At 36.9% G+C, this 26,905-nt stretch carries 39 protein-coding genes; 3 read left to right on the top strand and 36 right to left on the bottom strand.

Annotated features, from left to right (window positions below):
* Window positions 1-337 precede the first annotated feature (337 nt).
* On the bottom strand, window positions 338-1,543 hold the full coding sequence (locus tag DU508_RS10275) for a class I SAM-dependent methyltransferase (protein ID WP_115402675.1): 1,206 nt from the start codon (window positions 1,541-1,543) through the stop codon (window positions 338-340).
* Window positions 1,544-1,811: 268 nt separating this feature from the next.
* Between DU508_RS10275 and DU508_RS10270 the strand changes: the two genes are divergently transcribed.
* The gene (locus DU508_RS10270; protein WP_115402674.1) at window positions 1,812-3,548 is read left to right on the top strand and encodes a GMC family oxidoreductase; all 1,737 of its coding nucleotides are present in this window, start codon (window positions 1,812-1,814) and stop codon (window positions 3,546-3,548) included.
* Window positions 3,549-3,558: 10 nt separating this feature from the next.
* Window positions 3,559-4,191 (top strand): gluconate 2-dehydrogenase subunit 3 family protein, encoded by a 633-nt coding sequence (locus DU508_RS10265; RefSeq protein ID WP_115402673.1) that lies wholly within the window; start codon window positions 3,559-3,561, stop codon window positions 4,189-4,191.
* 62 nt (window positions 4,192-4,253) lie between these two features.
* Here the strand turns inward: DU508_RS10265 and DU508_RS10260 are convergent, their stop codons facing one another.
* From DU508_RS10260 to DU508_RS10090, 35 genes are all read right to left on the bottom strand, one after another.
* Window positions 4,254-7,217, bottom strand: coding sequence for a glycoside hydrolase domain-containing protein (locus tag DU508_RS10260; RefSeq protein WP_233509478.1), 2,964 nt, complete (start codon window positions 7,215-7,217; stop codon window positions 4,254-4,256).
* A gap of 311 nt (window positions 7,218-7,528) precedes the next feature.
* A complete protein-coding gene (rplQ, locus tag DU508_RS10255; RefSeq protein WP_115402671.1) occupies window positions 7,529-8,065 on the bottom strand; it encodes a 50S ribosomal protein L17 in 537 nt (178 codons plus the stop codon).
* Window positions 8,066-8,191: 126 nt separating this feature from the next.
* Window positions 8,192-9,184 carry a DNA-directed RNA polymerase subunit alpha gene (locus DU508_RS10250; protein WP_056848536.1) on the bottom strand — a complete coding sequence of 331 codons (993 nt, stop codon included), beginning with the start codon at window positions 9,182-9,184 and terminating at the stop codon, window positions 8,192-8,194.
* Between the two features lie 85 nt (window positions 9,185-9,269).
* Window positions 9,270-9,878, bottom strand: a complete 609-nt coding sequence (rpsD, locus tag DU508_RS10245; RefSeq protein WP_115402670.1) for a 30S ribosomal protein S4 — start codon at window positions 9,876-9,878, stop codon at window positions 9,270-9,272.
* 61 nt (window positions 9,879-9,939) lie between these two features.
* On the bottom strand, window positions 9,940-10,329 hold the full coding sequence (gene rpsK / locus DU508_RS10240; RefSeq protein ID WP_010599885.1) for a 30S ribosomal protein S11: 390 nt from the start codon (window positions 10,327-10,329) through the stop codon (window positions 9,940-9,942).
* A gap of 22 nt (window positions 10,330-10,351) precedes the next feature.
* The gene (gene rpsM, locus DU508_RS10235; RefSeq protein ID WP_056097529.1) at window positions 10,352-10,729 is read right to left on the bottom strand and encodes a 30S ribosomal protein S13; all 378 of its coding nucleotides are present in this window, start codon (window positions 10,727-10,729) and stop codon (window positions 10,352-10,354) included.
* A gap of 69 nt (window positions 10,730-10,798) precedes the next feature.
* Complete coding sequence (rpmJ, locus tag DU508_RS10230) at window positions 10,799-10,915, bottom strand: 50S ribosomal protein L36 (protein WP_010599887.1); 117 nt, start codon at window positions 10,913-10,915, stop codon at window positions 10,799-10,801.
* Between the two features lies 1 nt (window position 10,916).
* The gene (infA, locus tag DU508_RS10225; RefSeq protein ID WP_010599888.1) at window positions 10,917-11,135 is read right to left on the bottom strand and encodes a translation initiation factor IF-1; all 219 of its coding nucleotides are present in this window, start codon (window positions 11,133-11,135) and stop codon (window positions 10,917-10,919) included.
* A gap of 71 nt (window positions 11,136-11,206) precedes the next feature.
* Window positions 11,207-11,992, bottom strand: a complete 786-nt coding sequence (gene map, locus DU508_RS10220) for a type I methionyl aminopeptidase (RefSeq protein ID WP_115402669.1) — start codon at window positions 11,990-11,992, stop codon at window positions 11,207-11,209.
* 9 nt (window positions 11,993-12,001) lie between these two features.
* Complete coding sequence (secY, locus tag DU508_RS10215) at window positions 12,002-13,342, bottom strand: preprotein translocase subunit SecY (protein WP_115402668.1); 1,341 nt, start codon at window positions 13,340-13,342, stop codon at window positions 12,002-12,004.
* Between the two features lie 7 nt (window positions 13,343-13,349).
* The gene (gene rplO / locus DU508_RS10210) at window positions 13,350-13,796 is read right to left on the bottom strand and encodes a 50S ribosomal protein L15 (RefSeq protein ID WP_115402760.1); all 447 of its coding nucleotides are present in this window, start codon (window positions 13,794-13,796) and stop codon (window positions 13,350-13,352) included.
* 103 nt (window positions 13,797-13,899) lie between these two features.
* Window positions 13,900-14,079 (bottom strand): 50S ribosomal protein L30, encoded by a 180-nt coding sequence (rpmD, locus tag DU508_RS10205; RefSeq protein WP_115402667.1) that lies wholly within the window; start codon window positions 14,077-14,079, stop codon window positions 13,900-13,902.
* A 4-nt stretch (window positions 14,080-14,083) separates the two neighbouring features.
* Entirely contained in the window at window positions 14,084-14,602 is a 519-nt protein-coding gene (gene rpsE / locus DU508_RS10200) for a 30S ribosomal protein S5 (RefSeq protein WP_010599893.1), read from the bottom strand.
* Between the two features lie 17 nt (window positions 14,603-14,619).
* The gene (gene rplR, locus DU508_RS10195; RefSeq protein ID WP_029278655.1) at window positions 14,620-14,973 is read right to left on the bottom strand and encodes a 50S ribosomal protein L18; all 354 of its coding nucleotides are present in this window, start codon (window positions 14,971-14,973) and stop codon (window positions 14,620-14,622) included.
* Between the two features lie 5 nt (window positions 14,974-14,978).
* Window positions 14,979-15,536, bottom strand: a complete 558-nt coding sequence (gene rplF / locus DU508_RS10190) for a 50S ribosomal protein L6 (RefSeq protein ID WP_115402666.1) — start codon at window positions 15,534-15,536, stop codon at window positions 14,979-14,981.
* A gap of 19 nt (window positions 15,537-15,555) precedes the next feature.
* Entirely contained in the window at window positions 15,556-15,954 is a 399-nt protein-coding gene (gene rpsH, locus DU508_RS10185; protein WP_115402665.1) for a 30S ribosomal protein S8, read from the bottom strand.
* A 153-nt stretch (window positions 15,955-16,107) separates the two neighbouring features.
* Window positions 16,108-16,377: a 30S ribosomal protein S14 gene (gene rpsN, locus DU508_RS10180; protein ID WP_025145214.1), complete on the bottom strand. Its 270-nt coding sequence runs from the start codon at window positions 16,375-16,377 to the stop codon at window positions 16,108-16,110.
* Window positions 16,377-16,943: a 50S ribosomal protein L5 gene (rplE, locus tag DU508_RS10175; RefSeq protein ID WP_109926340.1), complete on the bottom strand. Its 567-nt coding sequence runs from the start codon at window positions 16,941-16,943 to the stop codon at window positions 16,377-16,379. The genes rpsN and rplE overlap by 1 nt, the downstream gene beginning before the upstream one ends.
* Window positions 16,940-17,281, bottom strand: a complete 342-nt coding sequence (rplX, locus tag DU508_RS10170; RefSeq protein ID WP_025145216.1) for a 50S ribosomal protein L24 — start codon at window positions 17,279-17,281, stop codon at window positions 16,940-16,942. Before rplX ends, rplE begins: the two co-directional genes overlap by 4 nt.
* A 1-nt stretch (window position 17,282) precedes the next feature.
* Window positions 17,283-17,651 (bottom strand): 50S ribosomal protein L14, encoded by a 369-nt coding sequence (gene rplN / locus DU508_RS10165; protein ID WP_010599900.1) that lies wholly within the window; start codon window positions 17,649-17,651, stop codon window positions 17,283-17,285.
* A gap of 1 nt (window position 17,652) precedes the next feature.
* Complete coding sequence (gene rpsQ / locus DU508_RS10160) at window positions 17,653-17,907, bottom strand: 30S ribosomal protein S17 (RefSeq protein ID WP_010599901.1); 255 nt, start codon at window positions 17,905-17,907, stop codon at window positions 17,653-17,655.
* A gap of 13 nt (window positions 17,908-17,920) precedes the next feature.
* A complete protein-coding gene (gene rpmC, locus DU508_RS10155; protein WP_025145217.1) occupies window positions 17,921-18,133 on the bottom strand; it encodes a 50S ribosomal protein L29 in 213 nt (70 codons plus the stop codon).
* A 73-nt stretch (window positions 18,134-18,206) separates the two neighbouring features.
* Entirely contained in the window at window positions 18,207-18,629 is a 423-nt protein-coding gene (gene rplP, locus DU508_RS10150) for a 50S ribosomal protein L16 (RefSeq protein ID WP_010599903.1), read from the bottom strand.
* A gap of 40 nt (window positions 18,630-18,669) precedes the next feature.
* Window positions 18,670-19,506, bottom strand: a complete 837-nt coding sequence (gene rpsC / locus DU508_RS10145; RefSeq protein ID WP_115402664.1) for a 30S ribosomal protein S3 — start codon at window positions 19,504-19,506, stop codon at window positions 18,670-18,672.
* 9 nt (window positions 19,507-19,515) lie between these two features.
* Window positions 19,516-19,875 carry a 50S ribosomal protein L22 gene (gene rplV / locus DU508_RS10140; RefSeq protein ID WP_010599905.1) on the bottom strand — a complete coding sequence of 120 codons (360 nt, stop codon included), beginning with the start codon at window positions 19,873-19,875 and terminating at the stop codon, window positions 19,516-19,518.
* 7 nt (window positions 19,876-19,882) lie between these two features.
* Complete coding sequence (gene rpsS / locus DU508_RS10135) at window positions 19,883-20,149, bottom strand: 30S ribosomal protein S19 (protein WP_115402663.1); 267 nt, start codon at window positions 20,147-20,149, stop codon at window positions 19,883-19,885.
* The gene (rplB, locus tag DU508_RS10130; RefSeq protein ID WP_115402662.1) at window positions 20,149-20,973 is read right to left on the bottom strand and encodes a 50S ribosomal protein L2; all 825 of its coding nucleotides are present in this window, start codon (window positions 20,971-20,973) and stop codon (window positions 20,149-20,151) included. The genes rpsS and rplB overlap by 1 nt, the downstream gene beginning before the upstream one ends.
* A gap of 20 nt (window positions 20,974-20,993) precedes the next feature.
* Window positions 20,994-21,284, bottom strand: coding sequence for a 50S ribosomal protein L23 (gene rplW / locus DU508_RS10125; RefSeq protein WP_025145221.1), 291 nt, complete (start codon window positions 21,282-21,284; stop codon window positions 20,994-20,996).
* Window position 21,285: 1 nt separating this feature from the next.
* Window positions 21,286-21,915, bottom strand: a complete 630-nt coding sequence (gene rplD / locus DU508_RS10120; RefSeq protein ID WP_115402661.1) for a 50S ribosomal protein L4 — start codon at window positions 21,913-21,915, stop codon at window positions 21,286-21,288.
* A 4-nt stretch (window positions 21,916-21,919) separates the two neighbouring features.
* Window positions 21,920-22,537 carry a 50S ribosomal protein L3 gene (gene rplC, locus DU508_RS10115; RefSeq protein WP_115402759.1) on the bottom strand — a complete coding sequence of 206 codons (618 nt, stop codon included), beginning with the start codon at window positions 22,535-22,537 and terminating at the stop codon, window positions 21,920-21,922.
* Window positions 22,538-22,709: 172 nt separating this feature from the next.
* Complete coding sequence (locus tag DU508_RS10110; RefSeq protein WP_115402660.1) at window positions 22,710-23,105, bottom strand: DUF1634 domain-containing protein; 396 nt, start codon at window positions 23,103-23,105, stop codon at window positions 22,710-22,712.
* Window positions 23,106-23,939, bottom strand: a complete 834-nt coding sequence (locus DU508_RS10105; RefSeq protein WP_115402659.1) for a sulfite exporter TauE/SafE family protein — start codon at window positions 23,937-23,939, stop codon at window positions 23,106-23,108.
* A gap of 125 nt (window positions 23,940-24,064) precedes the next feature.
* Complete coding sequence (locus DU508_RS10100; RefSeq protein ID WP_115402658.1) at window positions 24,065-24,397, bottom strand: hypothetical protein; 333 nt, start codon at window positions 24,395-24,397, stop codon at window positions 24,065-24,067.
* A complete protein-coding gene (locus tag DU508_RS10095) occupies window positions 24,387-24,626 on the bottom strand; it encodes a hypothetical protein (protein WP_115402657.1) in 240 nt (79 codons plus the stop codon). Before DU508_RS10095 ends, DU508_RS10100 begins: the two co-directional genes overlap by 11 nt.
* Window positions 24,627-24,831: 205 nt before the next feature.
* A complete protein-coding gene (locus DU508_RS10090) occupies window positions 24,832-26,088 on the bottom strand; it encodes a prephenate dehydrogenase (protein ID WP_115402656.1) in 1,257 nt (418 codons plus the stop codon).
* Window positions 26,089-26,252: 164 nt separating this feature from the next.
* Here DU508_RS10090 and DU508_RS10085 point away from each other — a divergent pair, with 164 nt between their 5' ends.
* Window positions 26,253-26,864: a hypothetical protein gene (locus DU508_RS10085; protein WP_115402655.1), complete on the top strand. Its 612-nt coding sequence runs from the start codon at window positions 26,253-26,255 to the stop codon at window positions 26,862-26,864.
* The last annotated feature ends 41 nt before the right edge of the window (window positions 26,865-26,905 follow it).

Here is a 26,905-nt window from a genome sequence, read left to right as displayed (position 1 = left end):
CCGTCACCCTGAATTCATTTCAGGGTCTTCATTGCAAGGCGGCTTAGCAGGAAAGATGCTGAACTAAATTCAGCATGACGACAATAAACCCACAGCACATTCATTCTAAAAACTAAAAGTTTATCTGACGAAACAATGCGAAAAATCGACACGCTTCTAAAGACGAAGAAAAAACCAGTGTTGCTTTGGATTTATGTTTAACACTGCCGTCACCTTGAATTTATTTCAGAGTCTTTATTGCAAGGCGGCTTAGCAGGAAAGATGCTGAACTAAATTCAGCATGACGACCACAAACCCACAGCGCATTCATTCTAAAAACCAAAAGGTTTTGAAAATCTTACAATTCCAACAATTTCTCTAAATGATGGTAGCCAATTCCGAAATATTCTTTACTCGCTTTAATCTTCTCTAAAATTCTCTTTTGCTCTTCGTTCTTCGGACTTCCGACTAAAGACTTCGGACTTTTCTTCACTCCTACTACAAGTACATTCTTTGGCGTATGCGCGTCAGAAATAAATTCGAATACTTTAGTTTTATAACCAAAATACTCTAAAATCAAAGCACGAATACCATCGGTAACCATTTCTGCCTGACGTTCTAAAAAGATACCATATTTGGTTAAAAACGAAACATCGTTCTTTACTTTGTTTTTCTCAATTTCTCTACGAATTTGTTTGTGGCAACAAGGAGCAACAACAATCAATTCGGCATTAGCTTTAATTCCTTTAAAAATCGCATCGTCAGTTGCTGTATCACAGGCATGAAGTGCAATTAATAAATTCACGTCATCGGCCTTGTAATCTTCAATGGTTCCCTGAACAAAATTTAATTTATCGAAGTCAGATTCTTTGGCAACACCATTACACAGGTCAACCATATCCTGGCGGTATTCTACACCAACAACTTCAGCATCCGATTTTAAAACCGAATGCAAATAATCATACAGGGCAAAAGTTAAATAGCCTTTGCCTGAACCCATATCGGCAACTTTTTTAATTGTTCCTTCAGGCAATTCCTTAATTAAGGAACTTAAAATTTCGATGTAATGATTAATCTGACGAAACTTATCTTGTGCATTTTTAAAAACTTTCCCATCAGCATCTGTGATTTTAAGCTCGGTTAAATAAGATTTTGAATTCGTTTGAATCAACCTGCTTTTTTCTCTATCGTGATGAGCAGACGGAGCCTCTTTAGTTGAAGCTTTCAATTCTCTTAAAACAACCTTACCACTATTCAATTCTTCCAGAATTAAATCTTTCTCGGTGGTAAATAGCGTACCAATTTTAAAACCAGTATTTAAATAATCTTCAATTAAGGCTATTGCTTCAGCACTGGAGTAGTTTTTAATCACATCGCGGGTTTTATAACGAAAAGTAAAGGCAAATTTATGTTCACGCTTAATGATTATCTTACGAACAATAATTTGCTTTAAACCCTCTTCCTTTCCTTTATAGTTCCCCAAAGAAATTTTAACGAAAACCGATGAATCTAAACTATTTTTCAGACTTGAAATAAACAATTCTAATGATTGAGACTGCAGCATATTTTTTCCAAAGCACAAAGATAATCAAGTTTAATCAGACACCATCTACCTATTTATGAATGTAACAAATGAGCGACTTTGTGGACCGGCTCGTTTTTATCTTTTATCGTAAAACCACTATTAATACTGAACTGGGCGATTTAAGTAATACGATTTAGTTGTATTCTAATTCAACATTAATCTGTAATCATTCCAAAATAAATAATCACTTTTATTTAAAAGAATTTAGTTTTAGATTAGGAAATCATTTTATTTCTAACCATTGTTCATGAGTGACTTTCAAATAAAAAAATCGCCTACCGTTTACGATGCCATTATAGTAGGATCTGGTGCAGGTGGAGGAATGGCTGCATACGTGCTGGCCAATGCTGGTCAAAAAGTATTAATGCTCGAGGCCGGTCAGTATTTTGACCCCAGAATAGATGCCCATCAGTTAAAATGGCCATGGGAATCGCCCCGCCGTGGTGCAAGTACCGTTCGTCCTTTTGGCGACTTTGATGCATCTTATGGTGGCTGGGAATTAGAGGGCGAACCTTATACAACCAAAAATAAAACTGAATTTGAGTGGTTCAGATCGCGAATGCTTGGCGGCCGTACCAATCACTGGGGAAGAATATCTTTAAGAATGGGACCATTGGATTTTCAGGCTAAAGATGGTTTAACAGATGATTGGCCGATTACTTACGATGATGTGAAACCCTTTTATGATAAAGTTGATCGCTTAATTGGAATTTACGGAACCAAAGAAGGTTTACCAAATGAACCTGATGGAATTTTCATGAAACCACCCAAGCCAAGATTAACAGAACTATTTATTAAAAAAGGTGCAGATAAAGCTGGCGTAAAGGTAATAACGGGTCGTGGCTCTGTATTAACTGAACCTTTGCCAAATAATAGTGATCGGGCACCGTGTTTTTATTGTGGGCAATGTGGCAGAAGCTGTAAAGTTTATGGCGATTTCTCCTCATCATCATGTTTGGTAATTCCAGCGGTAAAAACAGGAAACTTAACGGTAATTACCGAAGCAATGGTTCGTGAGGTAATTACTGATAAAGATGGCTCAGCAAGAGGAGTTTCTTATGTAAACCGAAAGGATTTGCAGGAATACCAGGTAAATGGCAAAATGGTTATTCTTGGTGCAAGCGCCTGCGAATCAGCCCGTATTCTGCTAAATTCAAAATCATCATCTCATCCCAATGGTTTAGCGAACAGTAGCGGAGTGGTGGGCAAATACCTTCACGATTCTACAGGTGTAAGTGTTTCCGGATTTCTTCCACAATTAATGGACAGAAAACGTTACAATGAAGATGGTTTAGGAAGTGTTCATATTTATTCTCCATGGTGGCTTGATAATAAAAAACTGAATTTCCCCCGTGGCTACCACATCGAATATTGGGGCGGAATGGGAATGCCTGCTTATGGCTTTGGTGGAGGCGTTGAGCAAATGAACGGAATGGTTCCGGGCAGAGATGGCAAAATGAAAGATGCAGGAGGTTACGGAAAATCATTAAAAGATGATTATCGTCGTTTTTATGGAACAACAATAGGAATGGCAGGAAGAGGGACGGCGATTGCCAGAGAGGATAATTATTGTGAAATTGATCCGAATGCCGTTGACAAGTTTGGTATTCCCGTTTTGAGATTTCACTACAAATGGGCCAAAGAAGAGATTTTGCAGGCAAAACACATGCAGGATACATTTCTCCACATGATGAAAGAAATGGGTGGTGTGGTTACTTCAGAAATTCAAGGCCCTGAAACCAATTACGGCTTACTTCCGCCAGGAAAAATCATTCATGAAGTTGGTACTATCCGCATGGGCAATGATCCAAAAAAATCTGCTTTGAACAAATATTGCCAGGCGCACGATTGCAAAAATTTATTTGTAGTTGATGCTGGTCCTTTTGTACAGCAAGGCGATAAAAATGCTACCTGGACAATTTTAGCACTCTCTATGAGAACCGCAGAATATATTTTAGCTCAAAAGAAAAAACAAAACATTTAAGAATTACAACATGAACAGACGTGATTCCATAAAAGCATTAGGTTTAACTGCTGTCAGCACAGCTGTATTATTAGAAGCCTGTAAGCAACCTGAAACAAAAACTGAAGTTGCAGCTCCTGAAGAAACTGCTAAAGAAGCGGGAAGAGAACAGTGGGAAATTGATCGGGATAAAAAACTGAAAGCAGAAACCTTTTTCACTAAACATGAAATGGCTACTATTACCGTTTTAGCAGATATTATCATTCCGAAGGATGAAGTATCTGGAAGTGCATCAGATGCAAAAGTGCCAGAATTTATCGAATTTATAGTGAAAGATATCCCTGAACATAAAATCCCAATGCGTGGAGGATTGAAATGGCTCGATGTTTATTGCTTTAACAAATTCAATAAATCATTTATAGATGCATCACCCGATCAGCAGATTTCTATTGTTGATGAAATTGCTTATCCGAAAAAAGCAAAACCTGAAGTTCGGGTAGGCGTAACGTTTTTCAATCGAATGAGAAATCTTACTGCATCTGGTTTTTACACTACAGAAATTGGTGTGAAAGATATTGGTTATGCAGGTAATGCGCCAAACCAATGGACTGGCGTTCCTGATGATGTATTGAAACAATATGGAATGCAGAATGTGAAGATATAACCAGTAATAAAACGGAAGAAGTCAAGTTTTAAAAACTTGACTTCTTCCGTTATGAACTAAACTTATTCCACAATCAAAATTAAACCTTTTCCTTTTTCTATCGGAATTGATTTCCCTTCGGGATAATTTCCAGCAGTTTGAAATTTATCAATATTCGGGGCTGATATTTTTACCTTATCTGCATTCAAGCCCAGTTTGCTCCAATCGATAGTTAAATTAACCCTGGTATCTCCCTCTGCCCAACTGGCTAAGGCAATCATCGTCTTGTCTTTTTGCTTGTAAACTGTTGCCAAAACTTTTGAGTTATCGGTTTTAACAGGGCAATTATCGCTCCAATAGCCTATCATCTCCGATCCTTTAATTCCGAAATCATCCCAGGCTTTCCACAAAGGTTTTGGGTCACTTTTATCTGACCAACCTAAGCGGCTCGTCATCCCATAAAGCATTCCCCTCCATGGGTTGCCATCATCCTGAAGCATTTCTCCCATCAAACCAAATGGAATTCCGCTAACCTCTGTTAAAAAGAAATCAGGGTTGTTCTTTTCATAATCGAAATATTCACCAAACCACAAACGGTTTAAATAAGGAAAATGTTCCAGATATAAAATGGCACTGTTGTTAAATCCATCGCTTTTATTGTATTGATTAGCTGAATGTAAATCGATAATTCCAGGATGATTATTTTGTGTTAAAACGCGTTTAATACGTTTCATGGTTATCCTGTCAAAAGCAACATCATCAAGATATACGCCATCTATTCCAACATTGTTCACCAACCAGTTCATTCCTTCAACATAATAGTTGTGCCAGCGATTCATTCCGCCATTTATAACGGCTGCATCTTTGATTTCGGGTACAAACCAGGCAGCAATGTAATTAGAATCCAAATGCTCCTGCAACCAACTGAAACCACCGCCTTTTCCAGGCGAGTAAACCTCGGTACCTAAGCTCCGTAAAGCTGGCCATTCATAAGCATGGTTAGATAACTCGCGGACAGTATTATATATTTTAACTTTTAAGCCTTTGTGATGTGCCTCATCAATATAGTTTTTCATTTTTTTCCATTCGATAAAAGGATAATTTATCCATGGATTTATTGGCGTTGCGTGATGAATATTCACAACTGTGGCACCAGTGGTTTTGATAGAGTCTAAATTTCCATACTTGTGATAGAAACGATTATTCCATTGAAAATGGGTATCGATCAGATGAAAAGGAGTAATCAGTAAATTGAAATTATAGTAAAGTACATCACCTTTTTTCATAGTTCGGTCGCTTGTGAAATTATCGGCTAACATCGAACTGCCTTTCACATTGATCTGGACCCCACCTTTGTTCTCATTTCCCCACGATTTTGGCAATAATAAAGGCTTCTGCAAATAAAAATTCGTATTCAACGGACGAACATAGTTTTCATCTCTTAAATTATAATACAATCCCGCATTTACGTTTCCGATCCAAACAGCATCCTGGTTTTTATTTGCCACATCCCATTTCCATTTTACGGTATCAGGCCTTAATCCACCTTTCTCTCCAAGCCCCATTAAATACTTGGTCGAGTTTTTTTCAAACGGAATATGAAAATCTACATTACTGAAACCAACATCTTTTAACGCAGTAACTTTAACCACATAATGAACATATCCATCAAACTCCAGTGTACCTTCGATATCCATTTTTAAATTCTCGGAGGTATTTGTGGCTACCCATTTTACAGTTCCGCTTTCTTTACTTGTAATCTTAAAATCGCCAGGAACAAATTTCTCCTGAGTTTTAGGCGTATTGTAAAAGTGAAAGTGAATGGGTTCGTATAAAATATTGTTAGGTTTTTCAGTATAACCCGTCATTTCTGAATTAAAGAAAGTTTGAATCTGTTTAGGAAAACCATCGTTATTAATTTCAAATTTCCTGCCTAAAAGCGAAATCACATTTCCCTCTATAGTTAATGGTGTGTAAGGTGCAACAACTGTGTTTGATTGCGCCAAATTTGAATTTAACCAGGTTAAACGCGTTTGTTTCTCTGGCGTTCCTACACCTGCATCGGCTAAAACCTCATTTCCAATAGTTAATTTAACATCTATTATCTTCGATTTGCCATTTGCACTTACTTTGAATTTACCATTATAAACTCCTGCTGATGTAGTTTTAGGAATATCAATGGTAATCCACATCGGTTGTACTTTACTTTTACCAACGTTAACCGTTTCAGTTAAAGGTTTATTATCATAACTTAATCCATTTGTATTCAAACAATTAATAAACCTGGCGGGAACGGTTTTTCCTGTAGCTGTTTTTAAATCACCAAAAGTTATTTTAACATCCTTTAAATCCTTTAATGCATAAACCCCTAATTGAAAAGCATAATTCTCTCCTCTGCTCGCTGAACCAGTGAATGAGGCCGAAACACCTTTTTGAATCCATCGATAAGGTAAATCATTTTGCATCTTGATCGGATACATTCTGTCTTCAGGAAAAACGATAAAGGACTCCGTTGGGAATTTCGATTTAATTGCCGCCGTTTCTTTTGCAGTAGCAATCACTTCCATTGGGTAAAAAGAATTAAATGCATCGATTGATTGAATCTCCAATACAGTTGAGTTTACAGCTACCTGATTAGGCTGTGCTATTTTTCCAGCATCTGCTTTTAAGTATACACCTTTAGGGTAATTGCTACGTCCTTCGTTTTTATAAGGGAGATAGTAAATGTAATATTTGCCTGTTCCGGAAGCTTCAAAATAAACATCAGCACTTTCTCTGGTAAAATTAGCCGTACCTGATACCGTAACATTTTTACCATTAGCATTTTGTACAATGATTTTTTTTAATTCAGGATGTTCATCCCGTCTTCTCCAATCTATTTTTACATGCGCAATTTTACCTTGTCCGTTAAATTGAACCACAACACGATGATTTCCTAAAGAATCAGGATTCCATTCATTGTTTCCATTGGAGTATTTCAATGTTTGAGCGTGTAGCAACGATACTTGTGAGAGGAGAATGGACAGGAGAAAAAGCCTAAATTTCATTTCAGTTTATTTTAGGCTAATTTATAGATACATAGTTGAAATATAATAATGTAATGAAAAAATGAGACAAACGTTTGCTTTGATTAATTCACTAGTTCATTGGTCAATAGTTCATCAGTGATATCAGATCTTTTTCAATCTGCGCTGTCGTTATTGCGGTAAGGGACGATGAAGTAATCACACAACAATCGTTATCAAGCCAAAGCATTGAGATTACTTTGCGCTTCGCAATCACGATCAACAGAAATTCCAAAAGCACAAAAAAAGTCCTGCTCTTTCGAGCAGGACTTTTCATTTTAAGGCGAATTAAATTATTCTCCTTTTGGTTCTTCTGTAGCCGGAGCTTCTTCAGCAGGAGCAGCTTCTGGAGCAACTTCCTCAGCAGTTTCAGCTTTCGCTTCTTTAGCTTTTGGAGCGGCAGCAGATTTGCTTCTACCACGACGAGTAGTTTTCTTCTCTTCTTTAGCTTCTACATTTTTACCGTAAATTTCATTATAATCTACCAATTCAATTAAAGCCATTTCAGCGTTATCACCTAAACGGTTGTTTAATTTAATGATACGAGTGTAACCACCTGGACGGTTTGCAACTTTCTCAGCAACTTCACGAAACAAAATAGTTACTACTTCTTTATCTTGTAAATAAGCAAATACTGTACGACGTGAGTGAGTAGTATCATTTTTTGATTTAGTGATAAGAGGCTCAACATAAGTACGTAAAGCTTTAGCTTTAGCTAAAGTTGTAGAAATTCTTTTGTGCTTAATAAGTGAAGTAGCCATGTTAGCTAACATAGCTTTTCTGTGGCTGTCGGTTCTGCCTAAGTGATTAACTTTTTTACCGTGTCTCATTGTTCTTTAATTAAGTGTATACCGTCTCTTCGCAGAGGGAATTATACACTGTGAAAAATTATTTATTTTAGTTAAGACTTTAGAAAAGAAGACTTACGACTCCTAACTAAAGACTCAAGACTAATCTTACTCTTCGTCTAACTTAAATTTAGACAGGTTCATACCAAATGATAAACCTTTTGATTTTACCAGTTCCTGAATCTCTGTTAAAGATTTTTTACCGAAGTTTCTGAATTTTAACATATCAGCAACATCGTAAGAAACCAAATCAGCTAAAGTACGGATATCAGCAGCTTTTAAGCAGTTTAATGCTCTCACTGAAAGATCCATGTCCACTAATTCAGTTTTAAGGATTTTACGCATGTGTAAAATTTCTTCATCAACCTCTTTAGTTTCTTCTTTAGCCTGAGATTCTAATACTAAGTTCTCATCAGAGAATAACATAAAGTGTTGGATAAGAATCTTGGCCGCTTCCTTTAATGCCTCTTCAGGATGAATTGAACCATCAGTAGAAATATCTAATACCAATTTCTCATAATCCGTTTTTTGTTCAACACGGAAGTTTTCAATTGTGTATTTTACGTTTTTCATTGGAGTGTAGATCGAATCGATCGCGATTACACCTACAACAGCATCAGCAACTTTATTTTCTTCAGCAGGTACATAACCACGTCCTTTATTGATGGTTAATTCCACTTCTAAAGTAACAGATTTATCCATGTTGCAAATTACATGCTCAGGGTTTAAAACTGTAAAGTTGTTAGAGAATTTAGTGATATCACCAGCCTTGAACTGATCCTGACCGTTAACAATGATGAAAACTTTTTCAGCATCACCAGAATCACCTGTTTTCTTAAAACGAACTTGTTTTAAATTTAAGATGATATCAGTTAAATCTTCTACAACACCTTTCATGGTAGAAAACTCATGCGAAACGCCTGAAAAACGAATAGTAGTAATAGCATAACCTTCTAATGAAGAAAGTAAAATTCTTCTTAAGGCATTACCAATTGTTACACCGAAACCGGGCTCTAAAGGACGAAATTCAAATGTGCCATCGAAATCTGTTGATTTCTGCATGATCACTTTGTCTGGTTTCTGAAATGCTAAAATTGCCATTTATATTTTTTTAAATTCGTTATTGAATGTATAGTAATATGAAAAAAGTTAATTACCCTTTTGAGGTAATTAACTATATTATTTATTACTTTGAGTATAACTCGATGATTAAGTTTTCCTTAATGTTTTCAGGAATCTCATCACGTTGTGGATAGGTTAAGAATTTACCGGTTAATTCACTGGCATTCCACTCTAACCAAGCAAACTTATTAATAGTTCTGCCTGCAACTGAGTTAGTAATTGATTCTAAAGATTTTGATTTTTCACGAACCGCAACTACATCACCAGCTTTTAACTGATATGAAGGGATATTTACAACTTCACCATTCACGGTAACGTGTTTATGGCTAACTAACTGGCGTGCACCAGAACGGGTTGTTGCAATACCTAAACGGTAAACTGTGTTATCTAAACGTGCTTCTAATAATTGAAGTAAGTTATCACCTGTGATACCTGCACGTGAAGATGCTTTTTTAAACAAGTTACTGAACTGCTTTTCTAATACACCATAAGTATATTTTACTTTTTGTTTCTCCATTAACTGGATCGCATACTCAGATTGTTTTCCTCTTCTTTTTGAAACGCCATGTTGGCCAGGAGGATAATTTTTTCTGTCTAACACCTTATCAGGACCGAAGATTGGTTCTCTGAATTTACGGGCGATTTTTGATTTTGGGCCTGTATATCTTGCCATTTTTTTCTGTTTTTAAAGTATCATTCAGCCTGTAACTGAAGATTCTTAGCTTTAAAATTAATTAAACTCTTCTCTTTTTAGGAGGACGACATCCGTTGTGAGGAAGTGGAGTAATATCTTTGATAGATGTTACTTCGATACCTGCTACTTGCAAAGTTCTGATTGCAGATTCACGACCTGAACCCGGACCTTTTACAAACACTTCAACTTTACGTAAACCTAAATCAAATGCAACTTTACCGCAATCTGAAGCTGCTTGACCAGCTGCATACGGCGTGTTCTTTTTAGAACCTTTAAAGCCCATTTTACCAGCAGAAGACCATGAAATAGTCTGTCCGTTGTTGTTTGTTAAGGTAACGATAATGTTGTTGAAAGTAGCATTGATATGCGCCTGACCAACAGGCTCAATTACAACGATACGTTTTTTTGTTACTTTTTTACTCTTAGCCATGTTTATTACGTTCTACTAATGATTATTTAGTAGCCTTTTTCTTGTTAGCAACTGTTTTTCTCTTACCCTTACGTGTACGTGAGTTGTTTTTAGTACGCTGACCACGAGAAGGTAAACCTTTTCTGTGACGTAAACCACGGTAACAACCAATATCCATTAAACGTTTAATGTTTAACTGAACTTCTGAGCGTAAAGCACCTTCCACTTTAATCTCATCGTTAATCATCGTACGGATCGCTGATAACTCATCATCAGACCAGTCTTGTACTTTTTTGTTAAAATCGATACCTGCAGTAGTTAGAATACGTTGTGCAGTTGTTCTACCTATACCATAGATATAAGTTAAACCGATCTCTCCTCTTTTGTTTCTTGGTAAATCAATACCTGAAATCCTTGCCATATTTATTTATGTTTTTAAGTAATTCCGAACGGCGGGCCACCGTTGTACGGTACATTACAATATTTTTAATTACCCCTGACGTTGCTTGTATTTAGGATTTTTCTTGTTGATAACGTAAAGTTTACCTTTACGGCGAATAATCTTACAATCAGCGCTACGTTTTTTAATTGATGATCTAACTTTCATTTTATTTATATCTATAAGTGATGCGTCCTTTTGTTAAATCATAAGGAGACATCTCTAATTTTACTTTATCACCAGGTAGAATCTTGATGTAGTGCATCCTCATCTTTCCTGAAATGTGGGCAATAATCTCATGTCCGTTCTCGAGTTCTACCCGGAACATCGCATTAGATAATGCTTCTCTTATTACTCCGTCTTGTTCAATTGAGGCTTGTTTAGCCATATTTTATTGATTGTTACTTAATTAGCTGCTTCTAAACAGGGTTGCAAAATTAAATAAAAAATTTTAATTATTTATTTTTTTTGTTGTAAAACTTCTTCTATTATAGAAAACGTTGATAAAACGTCTGCTTTGCCCTTTTTAATAGCTACTGTATGTTCAAAATGTGCTGATGGTTTATTGTCTTTACTGGTTACCGTCCATCCATCATTATGAAATTTAACACCGGCAACGCCTGCATTAATCATCGGCTCAATTGCAATAACCATTCCTTCTTCAAGTTTTGGCCCTGCACCACGTTTCCCATAATTCGGAATTTCAGGCTTTTCGTGAAGTTTTACCCCAACACCATGCCCAACTAATTCTCTTACTACTCCAAAACCATTTGCTTCAGCATATTGTTGAACGGCAAAACCAATATCTCCAACACGCATGCCAGCTACAGCTTTTTCTACTCCTAATTCCAGACAACGTTTTGTAACTTCTACCAGTTTTTGTTTTTCAGCATCAATTTCTCCAATAGAGAAAGTATAAGCCGAATCACCAAAATAGTCGTTTTTAATTACGCCGCAATCAACTGAAATCAGATCGCCCTCTTGTATAACATAATCGCTTGGAAATCCATGAACAACCTGCTCATTTGGCGAAATACATAAAGAGTTTGGAAAACCATTGTAATTTAAAAATGCCGGAATTGCTCCGTGATCACTTATAAATTCGTAAGCTAATTTATCCAGGGCTAAAGTAGTCATGCCTGCTTTTATTATTTTAGCCACTTCTGCCAAAGTTTTGGAAACAAGCATGGAACTTTCTCTTATTAACTCGATCTCTTCAAGAGATTTGTAATAAATTTTAGACATCCTTCAGAACTACAACGCTGCATTGCTACTCGCTGCAGGAACACCTGTTCTGCCAGTAACTCTACCCGTTTTCATTAAACCATCATAGTGACGCATTAACAGATAACTTTCAATTTGTTGTAAAGTATCTAAAACAACACCAACTAAAATTAATAATGATGTACCACCAAAGAAATGAGCAAACTCTTGCTTAATTCCAAATTTAACTGCTAACGAAGGCAAAATAGCAATGATCGCTAAAAACACCGCACCTGGAAAAGTGATTTTTGAAATTACATCATCAATGAAAGTTGATGTTGCAAAACCTGGTTTAACACCTGGAATAAAACCACCGTTTTTCTTCATATCGTCACTCATTTGAGTTGGATTTACTGTAATTGCAGTATAGAAGAATGTAAATGCGATAATTAAAAATGCGAACGTTAAGCTATAAGCCAACGAAGTTGTATTGCTGAATTGAATTAACCATGAACCTTGCAACGAAGGAACAAATTGCATTAAAGCACCTGGAATAAACATTAACGCCTGAGCAAAAATAATTGGCATTACACCAGCAGCATTAACCTTTAAAGGAATGTACTGACGAACACCGCCAAACTGGCGATTACCAACGATTTTCTTTGCGTATTGTACAGGTACTTTACGTACACCCTGAACAATTAAAATGGTAAACATCACTACCGCAAATAAAGCAACGATTTCTAAAACCAATGCAACAGGACCTCCGCCTTCACTGGCAGATCCTACACGTGCACTGAATTCCTGAGAAATCGCAATTGGTAAACGGGCAATGATACCAACCATGATGATTAGAGACGTACCATTACCAATACCTTTATCAGTAATTTTTTCACCTAACCACATTACAAATAATGTACCTGCCGTTAATACAAACGTAGATAGCACTAAAAATAAAGTATTTGGTAATAAAATTGCCTCAGCCGGAACTTGCGTTTTAACGTAACCTACAGATTGAACGATTGTGATTGCCACCGTAAGGTAGCGGGTAATCTGGTTCATTTTCTTTCTACCACTTTCGCCTTCTTTCTGCATTTTTTGAAAAGAAGGAACAGCAATACCCAATAGTTGCACCACGATCGATGCAGAGATATAAGGCATTACCCCCAATGCTAAAATAGACACACGAGAGAAAGAACCTCCGGCAAACATATCTAGTATGCCTAAAAGTCCTGATTTTTCGTTAGTGCCTAAAGCAGTTGGATCTACACCTGGTAAAACCACGTGAGATACGAAACGGTATACCAAAAGAATTAAGAGCGTAAACAAAATACGCTCTTTTAATTCCTGAATTTTCCAGATATTACTTAAAGTAGTAAATAGCTTCTTCATTTAATAATTACAATTTTACAATTGAACCACCTGCAGCTTCAATAGCTTTTTGTGCGGTTGCAGAAAACGCATGTGCAGTAACTTCTAATTTTGCTTTCACTTCACCACGACCTAAAATTTTAACTAAGTCATTTTTTGAAGCTAAACCATGCGCCTGTAAAGCAGCGAAATCGATAGTTGTTAAGTTATGTTTTTCAGCTAAGCCTTGGAGTACATCTAAATTTACACCAACATACTCTGTACGGTTAATTGGTTTGAAACCAACTTTAGGTACGCGACGTTGTAAAGGCATTTGACCACCTTCGAAACCGATTTTAGTAGAGTGACCTGAACGAGAACCCGCACCTTTGTGACCACGAGTTGAAGTACCACCACGACCAGAACCTGTACCACGACCAATTCTTTTGCTGTTTTTTGTAGAACCTTTTGCAGGTTTTAAATTACTTAAATTCATTTTTTTGAATTTGTGTTGCCCTTCGCTTTCACTAAACAGGTACAACGATTAAACATATATAAAGCCAGTACAGGGATACCCCTATACTAGCTTCAGATTTTTATTAAATTGCTTCGATAGCTACCAGGTGATTCACTTTACGAATCATACCGATAATTTGCGGTGTAGCTTCTACTTCAACGCTTTGGTTCATTTTAGATAAACCCAAAGCCTGAACGGTTCTTTTTTGGCGCTCGCTTCTGTCGATAACGCTTTTTACTTGTGTTATTTTGATCTTAGCCATGATATTATCCGTTAAATACTTTGTTTAAATCTATACCACGAGTTTGAGCTACTGTATAAGCATCACGCATTTTAGTTAATGCATCAACAGTTGCTTTTACCACGTTGTGTGGGTTTGATGAACCTTTAGATTTTGCCAACACGTTATGAACGCCGGCACTCTCTAATACAGCACGCATCGCACCACCAGCAATTACTCCGGTACCTACTGCAGCTGGTTTGATTAATACAAAACCACCTGAAAATTTACCGATTTGCTCGTGAGGAACAGTACCATTTAAAATTGGAACTTTAACTAAGTTCTTTTTAGCATCATCCACACCTTTAGCGATTGCTTCAGTTACCTCTTTCGCTTTACCTAAACCGAAACCAACAACACCGTTCTCATCTCCAACAACAACAATTGCTGAGAAGCTGAAAGTACGACCACCTTTGGTTACTTTGGCAACACGTTGTATACTAACCAAACGATCCTTTAATTCGATATCGGTGGTTTTTACTCTTTTTATATTGATAGTTGACATCTTACTTTTTCTTCAGATTAAAATACTAAACCAGCTTCGCGGGCACCCTCTGCCAACGATTTTACACGACCGTGGTATAAATAGCCGTTTCTATCGAAAACAACTTCTTTAACACCAGCAGCAATTGCTTTTTCAGCAACTAATTTGCCTACTGCAACTGATTGGTCGCTTTTATTTCCAGTACCAGTAAAATCTTTCGATAATGATGATGCTGATGCAATTGTTTTACCGGTTACATCGTTAATTACCTGCGCATAAATCCCTTTATTGCTTCTATATACAGATAACCTTGGACGCTCTTCCGAACCGGTAAGTCTTTTTCTGATCCCTTTTTTAATACGATCTCTTCTTGATAATTTTTTACCTGCCATGATTACTATTTTTTAGATGCTGATTTACCTGCTTTTCTTCTTAACACTTCACCTACAAACTTGATACCTTTACCTTTATATGGCTCTGGTGCACGTAACGAACGGATTTTCGCTGCTACCTGACCGATCAATTGTTTGTCTATACTTTCCAAAATGATTTTAGGTGTTTGACCTTTTTCAGATTGAGTAGTAACTTTAATCTCAGCTGGTAACTGGAATACATAGTGGTGAGAATAACCCAAAACTAAATCTAGTGTGTTACCTTGGTTTGTAGCACGGTAACCAACACCTACTAATTCTTGAGTTAAAGTATAACCTTCTGTAACACCAATAACCATATTGTTAAGCAATGAGCGGTATAAACCGTGTAATGCTTTGTGTTTCTTTTGTTCTGATGGACGTTGAACTGTTAAAATTCCATCTTCCTGACTTACAGTGATATCTGAATCTACTGCTTGTGTTAATTCACCTTTAGGACCTTTTACAGTTACCACGTTATCGTTAGATACGGTAATTGTAACACCTGCAGGGATTGTAATTGGGGCTTTTCCTATTCTTGACATTGTGTTGTTCTCCTAAATATTAATAAACGTGACACAATACCTCACCACCAATGTTTAATTTGGCTGCTTCTTTGTCGGTCATTACGCCTTTAGAAGTAGATAAGATTGCGATACCTAAACCGTTTAATACTCTTGGCATGTTTTCAACGCCTGCATATTGTCTCAAACCTGGTTTACTTACTCGCACTAATGTACGAATAGCAGGAATTTTAGTTATTGGATTGTACTTCAAAGCAATTTTGATTGTGCCTTGAACTGTAGTATCCTCAAATTTATAATTCGCGATGTAACCTTTATCAAAAAGTACTTTAGTGATTTCCTTTTTAAGGTTTGATGCAGGAATTTCTACAACTCTGTGGTTGGCCTTAATGGCATTCCTTACTCTTGTTAAATAATCTGCTATTGGATCTGTATTCATTATTTATTGTTTTTGATAATGGTTTCCTTCCGCTACCCAGCGGTGGGACCTGCTATCGGTTAAAATTCTTTATTATAGTATATAGACATAAGTATCAAGTATCAAGAAACCAATTGGTCTCGATACCTGATACTCAGTACTAGCTACTTTATATTACCAAGATGCTTTTTTAACACCTGGTATTTTACCGTCTAGTGCCATTTGGCGGAACGTTACCCTTGAAATACCAAAGGTACGCATGTAACCACGTGGACGACCAGTTAATTTACAACGGTTGTGTAAACGTACCGGAGATGAGTTTTTAGGTAATTTATCTAAACCCTCGAAATCTCCCGCAGCTTTTAATACTGCACGTTTTTCAGCGTATCTAGCTACCAATTTTTGGCGCTTAACTTCGCGTGCTTTTACACCTTCTTTTGCCATTATTCTGCTGTTTTTTGATTTTTAAATGGTAATCCGAATTGTTTCAATAACTCAAGGGCTTCAACGTCAGATTTTGCCGAAGTTACGAAAGTTATATCCATCCCTAAAATTTTATTGATTTTATCTATATTAATCTCAGGAAAGATGATTTGTTCAGTAACACCTAAAGTGTAATTACCTTTTCCATCGAAACCTTTATCGTTAATACCTTTGAAATCACGAATACGTGGCAAAGCTACAGAGATCAAACGATCTAAGAACTCATACATATTGTTATCACGTAATGTTACGCGCACACCTACCGGCATACCTTTACGTAATTTAAAGTTAGAGATATCTTTTTTAGATTGTGCCGGAACCGCTTGTTGACCAGTGATGGTAGACAACTCAACGATTGTAGTATCCATAATCTTTTTATCAGTAACAGAAAAACGACCAACACCCTGATTGATACAGATTTTTTCCAATTTAGGAACCTGCATTACAGTTTTGTACTGAAATTTTTCTTTTAATGCATTTACAACTTCTTCTTTGTATTTGCTTTTTAATCTAGGTGTAGCCATTATTTAATTTCCTCCCCTGAAATTTTAGCAACTCTAACTAATTTACCATCAGCGTTAAGCTTACGACCAACGCGAGTGGCTTTACCAGATTTTGGATCAACCAACATCAAGTTAGAAATGTGAAGAGCAGCTTCTTTTTTTATAATACCACCGTTTGGATTCGCAGCATTTGGTTTAGTATGTTTAGATACTAAGTTAACGCCTTCTACAATGGCTCTGTTTTTATCTATTTGTACTGAAAGTACTTTTCCTTGTTGACCTTTTGAATCGCCAGCAATGACTTTAACTAAATCTCCAGTGCGGATTTTAAGTTTTGATGGTGTATTTACTTTGTTTCCCATTTTATAATACCTCCGGTGCTAATGATACAATTTTCATGAATTGTTTTTCACGTAGTTCTCTCGCAACCGGGCCAAAGATACGTGTACCTCTTGGCTCATCCTGTGCGTTCAATAATACAGCAGCATTATCGTCAAAACGGATATAAGAACCATCCTTACGTCTGATCTCTTTTTTAGTTCTTACCACAACTGCTTTAGAAACTGTACCTTTTTTAATATTACCTGACGGTAATGCGCTTTTTACGGTAACAACTACTTTATCACCAATTGAAGCATAACGTTTGCCGGTTCCACCTAGCACGCGAATTACCAATACTTCTTTTGCGCCGCTGTTATCAGCAACGTTTAATCTCGATTCCTGTTGTACCATCTTATTTAGCTCTTTCTAAAATTTGTACCAATCTCCAGTTCTTGTTTTTGCTCAACGGACGAGTTTCCATAATTAATACAGTATCACCGATACCACATTCGTTTTTCTCATCATGAGCCATAAATTTGGTAGTTTTCTTAACGAACTTACCATAAATCGGGTGTTTCACTTTACGTTCCACGCTCACTACAACAGATTTATCCATCTTGTTGCTTACTACTAACCCCGTTCTTGTTTTTCTTAATTGTCTTTCCATGTCGACTCTCAAATTATTTAGTTTCAGTAGCTGACTCAGTGTTTTTCACTTTAGTCAACTCAGTGTTTAAACGGGCTATGTCTTTCCTTACTTTTGCAATACGCGAAGGATTTTCGATAGCTGAAATAGTGTGAGCGAACTTTAACTTTGATAAGTTCTCTTTTTCTTCCGCAATCTTAGCTACTAATTCTTCCTTTGAAAGCCCTGTGATTTCTGAATTTTTCATTTTTCTTTTTCTTTTACGTTGAGTGTAGCGGTTATAATAAACAAGTATTTACAACATTCACCTCAACACTTTACTATGCTTCTACGTAATCTCTACGTACTACGAATTTGGTTTGGATTGGTAATTTCTGAGCGGCTAAACGTAATGCTTCTTTAGCTACTTCTAAAGGCACACCTTCAGCTTCGAAAATTACACGTCCAGGTCTTACAACTGCTACCCAATATTCAGGAGCACCTTTACCTTTACCCATACGTACCTCAGCAGGTTTCTTAGTTACCGGTTTGTCCGGGAAAATTCTGATCCATACCTGACCTTCACGTTTCATGAAACGTGTTACGGCAATACGGGCAGCCTCTATCTGGCGACTTGTGATCCAAGTAGCTTCTAAAGATTTGATACCGAAAGATCCGAATGCTAATTCAGCTCCACGAGAAGCTAAACCCTTCATTCTGCCTTTTTGCATCTTCCTGAACTTCGTTCTTTTTGGCTGTAACATTTTATTTTGTTCTAATCGTTAAACGATGTTAATAAATCAATTATTTACGAGGACCTCTGTTAGCGCCTGCGCCACCACCTCTGTTTGCACCACCTTGACCTGGGCGACCACCTTGGTTTCCACCACGTCTGTCTCCACCGCCACGGTTATCTCTTCCACCACCTCTGTTATCTCTTCCACCGAAGGCTGGTTTATCTGACTGGCCTTTTGGACCGTTGTTTGTCGAACCGATGTTTGGAGACAAATCACGTTTTCCATAAACCTCACCTTTACAGATCCATACTTTAACGCCGATTTTACCATAAGTGGTTAAAGCTTCAGCTAAAGCATAATCAATATCAGCACGGAATGTATGCAAAGGCACTCTTCCTTCTTTGTACTGTTCAGTACGAGCCATTTCAGCACCACCTAAACGACCAGAAGTCATGATTTTGATACCTTCAGCACCCATACGCATGGTTGATGCGATAGAAGATTTCATTGCTCTACGGAATGAGATCCTTGCTTCTAATTGTTTTGCAACACCTTCTGCAACTAATTGTGCATCAAGTTCAGGGCGTTTAATCTCGAAGATGTTAATTTGAATTTCCTTTTTAGTCAATTTCTTTAACTCTTCTTTGATTTTATCAACCTCAGCACCTGCTTTACCGATTACAATACCTGGGCGAGCTGTGTGGATTGTTACCGTGATACGTTTTAACGTACGCTCGATAACCACTTTAGCAACACCACCTTTAGCGATACGGGCAGAAAGGTATTTTCTTATTTTCTCATCTTCAACTAATTTATCGGAGTAGTTGTTGCCACCGAACCAGTTAGAATCCCATCCTTTGATGATACCTAACCTGTTACCTATTGGATTTGCTTTTTGTCCCATTTCCTAAAATTAGTTTTGAGTTGTTTCTGTATTTTTACTATCTACAATCAGCGTAACGTGGTTAGAACGTTTGCGAATTCTATATCCACGGCCTTGAGGTGCCGGACGTAAACGTTTAAGTTGACGGCCACCATCTACCATAATCGTTTTAACAAATAGCTCACTTCCATCAGAAGTTTTACCATTTTTAGCTTCCCAGTTGTTAATTGCAGATAATAATAATTTCTCAACTCTTATTGCTGCTTCTTTATTGGTAAACTTTAAAACGCTTAATGCTTTTTCTACACGTTCACCTCTGATAAGATCTACAACCAAACGCATCTTACGCGGTGAGGTTGGACAATTGTTTAATTTTGCTATTGCTTCCATTGTCTAATTATTTTTTCTTTTCAGCGTGTCCTCTGAATGTTCTGGTTGGAGCAAATTCTCCCAACTTGTGACCAACCATGTTTTCTGTTACGTACACAGGGATGAATTTGTTACCGTTGTGTACTGCAAATGTATGACCTACGAAATCTGGTGAGATCATTGATCTGCGAGACCAAGTTTTGATTACAGTTCTTTTGCCTGAATCATTCATAGAGCTAACTTTTTTCTCTACGTTATGGTCAATATAAGGTCCTTTTTTTATCGAACGAGCCATTATTTCTTCCTTCTCTCTATGATGTAACGATTAGAATATTTTTTAAGTTCTCTGGTTTTATAGCCTTTAGCTAAAACACCATTTCTTGAACGTGGGTGACCACCTGATGATCTACCTTCACCACCACCCATTGGGTGATCTACTGGGTTCATCGCTACCGGTCTGGTTCTCGGACGACGGCCCAACCAACGTTTACGACCAGCTTTACCTAATACTTCGTTTGCGTGATCTGAATTAGATACAGCACCGATTGTAGCAAGACAAGTAGTCAAGATTAAACGGGTTTCGCCTGAAGGCATTTTTAAAGTAGCATATTTACCATCGCGGGCAGCTAATTGTGCATAAGCACCTGCGCTACGAGCCAATTGTGCTCCTTTTCCAGGGTGGATCTCCACATTGTGGATGATAGAACCTAATGGAATGTTTGATAATTTTAAAGTGTTACCTACTTCTGGAGCTGCAGTATCGCCAGAAACTAATTTCTGACCAACTTGCAAACCTTCAGGAGCAATGATATAACGCTTCTCGCCATCTGCATAATGTAATAATGCAATGCGGGCAGTACGGTTTGGATCGTATTCAACAGTAGCTACTGTTGCAGGAATATCGAATTTATCGCGTTTGAAGTCGATTAAACGATATGATTTTTTATGACCACCACCCATGTAGCGCATAGTCATTTTACCTGTGTTGTTACGTCCACCAGACTTTTTTGATGATACAACCAATGATTTTTCGGGCTTGGTTGCTGTAATCTCCGTAAAACTAGCACCAACTCTAAAGCGGGTACCTGGAGTAACTGGTTTAAATTTTCTTAAGCCCATAGTTATAATTAATTATTAAATTAAAGGGTTGCGTAATAATCTATTGTTTCGCCGTCTTTTAACGTTACGATTGCTTTTTTGTATTTAGGACTACGGCCTGATACAAAACCTGCTTTAGTGTAACGAGATTTAGCTTTTCCATCAACAACCATTGTGTTAACTGCAACGATGGTTACACCGTACAATTTCTCAATTGCTGCTTTAATCTGGATTTTGTTAGCCTTGTGGTTAACGCTAAAAGTGAAACGGTTAGATTTCTCAGTTAAAGCTGAAGCTTTTTCGGTTAATATTGGTTTTTTTAAAATTTCCATATTACTTGGCAAATGCCTCCTCCAAAGTTTTAACAGAATCAGCAGTTAACACAAGAACACCAGCGTTTAATACATCATAAGTATTTAATTCTGCTGCAGTGATTACTTTAGTTTTCTGAACGTTTCTGCTTGATAAATAGATATTATTATTTTGTGCAGGTAAAACCAACAAAGTTTTTTGAGTTCCAACGTTTAATGCTGAAATTAAACTTGTATAGTTTTTAGTTTTAATTGTATCGAAGTTGAAATCTTCTAAAACTACCACGTTGTTATCTTTTGCTTTATAAGCTAAAGCAGATTTACGTGCTAATGATTTTAATTTCTTGTTCAATTTAAAACTATAATCACGTGGCTGAGGACCAAAAACACGACCACCACCATTAAATAATGGAGATTTAATGCTTCCGGCACGGGCACCACCTGTACCTTTTTGTTTGTATAGTTTACGGGTAGAACCTGCAATCTCGTTACGTTGTTTAGATTTGTGAGTACCTTGACGTTGGTTAGCCAAATACTGTTTTACATCTAAATAAATCGCGTGGTCGTTAGGCTCGATACCAAATACCGATTCAGGAAGTTGCACCTTGGCACCTGTTTCTTTACCTGAAATGTTTAATACTTTAACTTCCATCTGATTACTTGTCTAAGATTACGTAAGAACCTTTAGCTCCTGGAATGGAACCACTAACTACTAATAAGTTTTGATCAGCATAAATCTTCAAAACCTGTAAGTTTTGAATTTTCACTCTGTCTCCGCCTGTTCTTCCTGCCATGCGCATTCCTTTGAATACACGTGATGGGAATGATGATGCTCCCAATGAACCTGGGGCACGTAAACGGTTATGCTGACCGTGAGTCTGCATACCAACACCGGCAAATCCGTGGCGTTTTACAACACCCTGAAAACCTTTACCTTTTGAGGTACCTACAACATCAACAAAATCGCCTTCCTCGAATGCATCAACTGTTACTACATCACCTAAATTAAGTGAAGTTGTAAACGAATTGAATTCAACAAGTTTGCGTTTCGGAGTTGTGTTTGCTTTCGCGAAATGGCCTTTTAACGGTTGAGTTGTGTTTTTCTCTTTTTTCTCATCGTAACCCAACTGGATTGATGAATACCCGTCTTTTTCTTCGGTCTTTACTTGTGTAACTACACAAGGCCCAGCTTCGATTACAGTACAAGGAATGTTTCTTCCTTCTGCATCGAAAATACTGGTCATTCCTACTTTTTTTCCAATAATTCCTGACATTTTATCTTTTCTTTTTAACACCCATCGAAGCAGTAGGGCTTCGTTCAAGGTGGTTGTACATCCCCCGAAAGGGACGGCAAAGATAGACAAGAATTATTAATTTTCAAATAGTTAGCGAAATATTTTTTCAAATAAATTGCTGATACGATGGGATTTAACCGAAAAAGGAAAGTTAGTGTGCCAAACCACCATTTAAACTGATGGTTATGATCGCTAAAATGATAAATCCAATGATCACATACAAGTAGTCTTTTTCAATTAAAAAGCTAAAAATAGCGAAAACTATGCGGGCTATTGGTGTAAAGATCAGCATGAGAATGCCAAATTGCACGATTGCATCGCCATGAAATGTAGAAACACCTTTGAAAATTGCAGCAATTGAAGAAAATTTGGAAAGCTCAGGCCTGAATACTTTATAATCGGTAATCACTCCTTTATTATGAATCAGGAAAATGATGCCGCCTATTAATACGATACCCATAGAAATAATTACACCAGCACGTAATAGTGTGCCCAAAATGATTTGAATATCCTTATCGTTAATATTTTCTTTTTTAACTGTACCCATTTACAAACCACTTATTCCTTTATATATCATTTGCAATGCTAAAAATGTAACTACAATTGCAAAAATAATTTTGAGTTTATCTGTTTTGGTTTTTAATAACACTTTTGACCCTACTGATGCGCCTGTTAAAACACCAATGCAAACCGGCATGGCGATTCCCGGATCAATCTGACCACGATGTAAATAAACAATAGCACTTGCAGCGGCTGTTACACCCATCATGAAGTTACTCGTTGTTGTAGATACTTTAAATGGTAGCCGCATAATGTTGTCCATCGCAATAACTTTCAATGCGCCACTTCCAATACCCAACAACCCGGATAGCGTTCCAGCAAAAAGCATCATTAAAAAACCACCAGGAACGTTTTTTACCGCATAAGGATGGTCAATTCCTTTATCGGGATAGGTGCTGTTCAGTTTAAAAAATTTAGCCCATTTATCGGTATTATCTAAAGTAGTATGATCTACTTTTTTCTTAAGCGTCATGATGGCCGAAAAAATCAAAATGCAACCAAATATAATAGCAATGTAATTCGCATTAAGATATACAGCAACAATCGCCCCACAAATAGCCCCTACCGTGGTAGCAATTTCGAGGAACATCCCTATCCGAATATTAGTGATTCCCTCTTTAACATAAGCCGCGGCAGAACCTGAAGATGTTGCAATAACAGAAACGATGGAGGCGCCAATAGCATAATGAATATCAACACCAAGCGCCAGGGTTAGCAAAGGAATGATGATTACACCACCGCCCAAACCGGTTAACGAACCTAGCAAACCAGCTAAAAAAGCGCCCAATAAAACGATAATGGTAAACAGCAATACCGACATGCGGGCAAATATAATGCACTTGTTTTATGGAAACGAAAGATTGAGTGAATAAAATAAAGTCTATATATTAAGGGGATAAAATAGGATTTTGAATGAATTAAAATTATTTAAGATTAGATTTACTGTTAAATTATCCCTGCATCCTTTAACCGCAGTATAACCCTATTCACATCAACAGTATCATGCTCACTTTTCAAATAAATGTCAGCTAAAAATACAGTTTCATCGTCTAACAAAACATAAGTAATTATTCTAGCGCCACCAGATTTCCCCTTATTCGTGTCGGAAATAGCCATGCGAATTTTGTAAACATTCTGTCCGAGATGAATGCCTAAAGTTGGATTAACTTCAAGATTATCAATTAAGTCTGAAATATCATATTTAATTGATTTATGCTTTTTTGCAATCCTTTTTGCTTCTTTGTCAAAATCGGGTATTGTTTTAACATTATAATTCATCTAAAAGTTCTCTAGCATCCCTAAGCTTTATCTTTCCTTCTTGATGAAGTTTAATCTGTTCAAAAGAGTTTTTTAAACGATTAAACATTGCTTGCTCAGCATTATTTAATGGTTCTTGAGCTTTTTTTATTCCTTTATCTTCAGCATAACTCAATCCTAAAGCATCTAAAACTGCTTTCACGGCCTTTTCTGTTTTTTTATTATCTATTTTTACAGTTAAAGTAGTCATAATAACAAAGTTAAGAATTAATTTTGAATGAATGTATTTAGAAATATCATCACTTAAATCTGTTTCAGAACCTTAATAGCAGAAAAGATGCTCACCACGAAGTAGCTACAAGACCTTTTAAGATTGATATTTACACTTGCAAAATAAATTTACTTCGTAGCTTTCCGCTACAGGTTAGCATGACAACCACTCGTGTTTAAATCAATTACTTTCCTAATCTTCTAATCATTTCTGCACTTAAATCACGTCCGTCATTTAAACGATTAGCAAAAAATGATTTAGCAGCTTCGAAATGTTCTTTATATCCTTTTAAATCTCCATACCCTATAATTGATGCCCATTCGTGCACCGCCGTATGAAATTCCAGATCATCACCCCTGATCGATTTATCGTACAAGGCAGTTCGTATGGATTCTTCGAGCATTTCTTCATTTTTGAAAAGATATTCGGCAATACCTAATCTCAGTTTAAATGGCGGCGTTTGGCAAATCAAATTATCATAAGGGTTAACGCCCATTTTATACCAGGCGTAAACCATACTCAACAAACTTAAATGCGAGTTTGGTTTCTGTTTATGTTCAGAATCAGACAAGCTAAATTCTTTCATGATCTTATCATCCAAAAGCAAAAGTGTTCTGCTTTCATGAAAAACAAAATCGCGGGCAGCATAAATCTTTTCCCTGAATTCGGTTTCATTTTCACAAATCATCAGTTTATATAATTCAGACTCTGCCTGTGCATAATATTTAACTTGCTTTTGAGCGTAGGGATTTAGGATGGCTAAACCGGCATAAATATGAGATTTGTAGCTAAAAATCCTCAGGGTGGTTAAAATTTTGACATTATCTATTCCGCCCGCATAAGCCGGATTATCCCAGGGGAAAAAACCTGCATTTTTCCATGCCGAGCCCATACTTTCGAAACCCATATGTGTAACCGCCTGCGTATCGGCAACAATTCTGTCATGCTCCCGGTAATCATCCATCTCAATGATGTTTGATTTCAGAGATTTATAAATTTCTAATGCTTTTCCATAAACTTCATCCGTTGCACGATGGCGAACCACAACCAACGTTTGCCCTTCAGGACTAAAAGCAGGCCCATGTAAAGAATGGCATGTTACAATTTGCGTATCCTCCGGAAGATGTTTCTCAAAAGCAGCAATTTCAGGATGTTTAACAGATGTTTGCCCGGAAACAATTGCACCAAACTTTGTAGAGCGTGCAAGGGTGGCCACTACTTCATCAATTTTCTCAGCTTCAACACAATAGATAATAAAATCAGACTTTCTGGCCACTTCATGACCATCAATCAATACTTCAATTCCTTTTGGTTCAAGTTCATTTTTTAAATCTGTAAAACGTAAAGGCATATCCGCCCCGCATACCTTATAACCAGCGTTTACAAACGATATTGCATATAATCTGCCCATATCGCCTAAACCGATAATTCCTATTTGCATGAAACAAATGTAACCTATAGTGAATTAATTTATAATAAAACTTAGATAAAATTGTTATTTTAACAAAAACAGTTTATTCATTCTCTTAACCTTTTAAATAAAATATAATTGGTTAAGAAATATATAAAAATGTAGTTTTACATTCTAACACCTATATTTAAACTATGCAGAAAATTAAACACACGCTATTGTTTTTAGGAGCTATGCTATTTTTAAACGTTGCATTTGGACAAGTTCTACCTGATACTTCGAAGAATACCGATCCATCATTAAACGGTCAGTATGAATTTATGTTAAAAAAATCCAAAAGCTTGTATGGTGCAAAGCTGATTAATCCATCCAGGTTAACTTCTTTATGGAAGAGCGTAAATGACACCTTAAGAAAAGAGCGCAAGCAACTACAAGATGCCCGAAAGGAAATTAAAGCACAATCAGACAATATTTCAAGTTTAAAAGGAGAAGTTTCAGGAAAAGAAAGTTCTTTAGCCAACGCTACAGCATCTGTTAATGAGATCAAGTTTTTGGGCATATCATTTGAAAAAGGCACTTACAACACTATAGTATGGGCCATTATTCTTGTGCTTGGTGCAGCTTTGGCAATTGTGATTTTTCAATCTGGAAAATATAGAAGAGAGGCTACATACCGAACACAACTTTATCAGGAAGTGGCCGACGAATTCCAGGCGCACAAAGTTAAAGCCAAGGACAAAGAGATGAAACTTGCACGTGAACTCCAGGACGAGAGAAATAAATGGGATGATGCCAGAGGCAGATAAAAAAATTAAAAAGGTTGTCCAAAAAGCAATTGAATGAGACT

It is taken from the genome of Pedobacter chinensis (assembly GCF_003339865.1).
Classification (GTDB): Bacteria; Bacteroidota; Bacteroidia; order Sphingobacteriales; family Sphingobacteriaceae; genus Pedobacter; species Pedobacter chinensis.
This window is presented reverse-complemented; position numbering and strand designations above follow the sequence as displayed.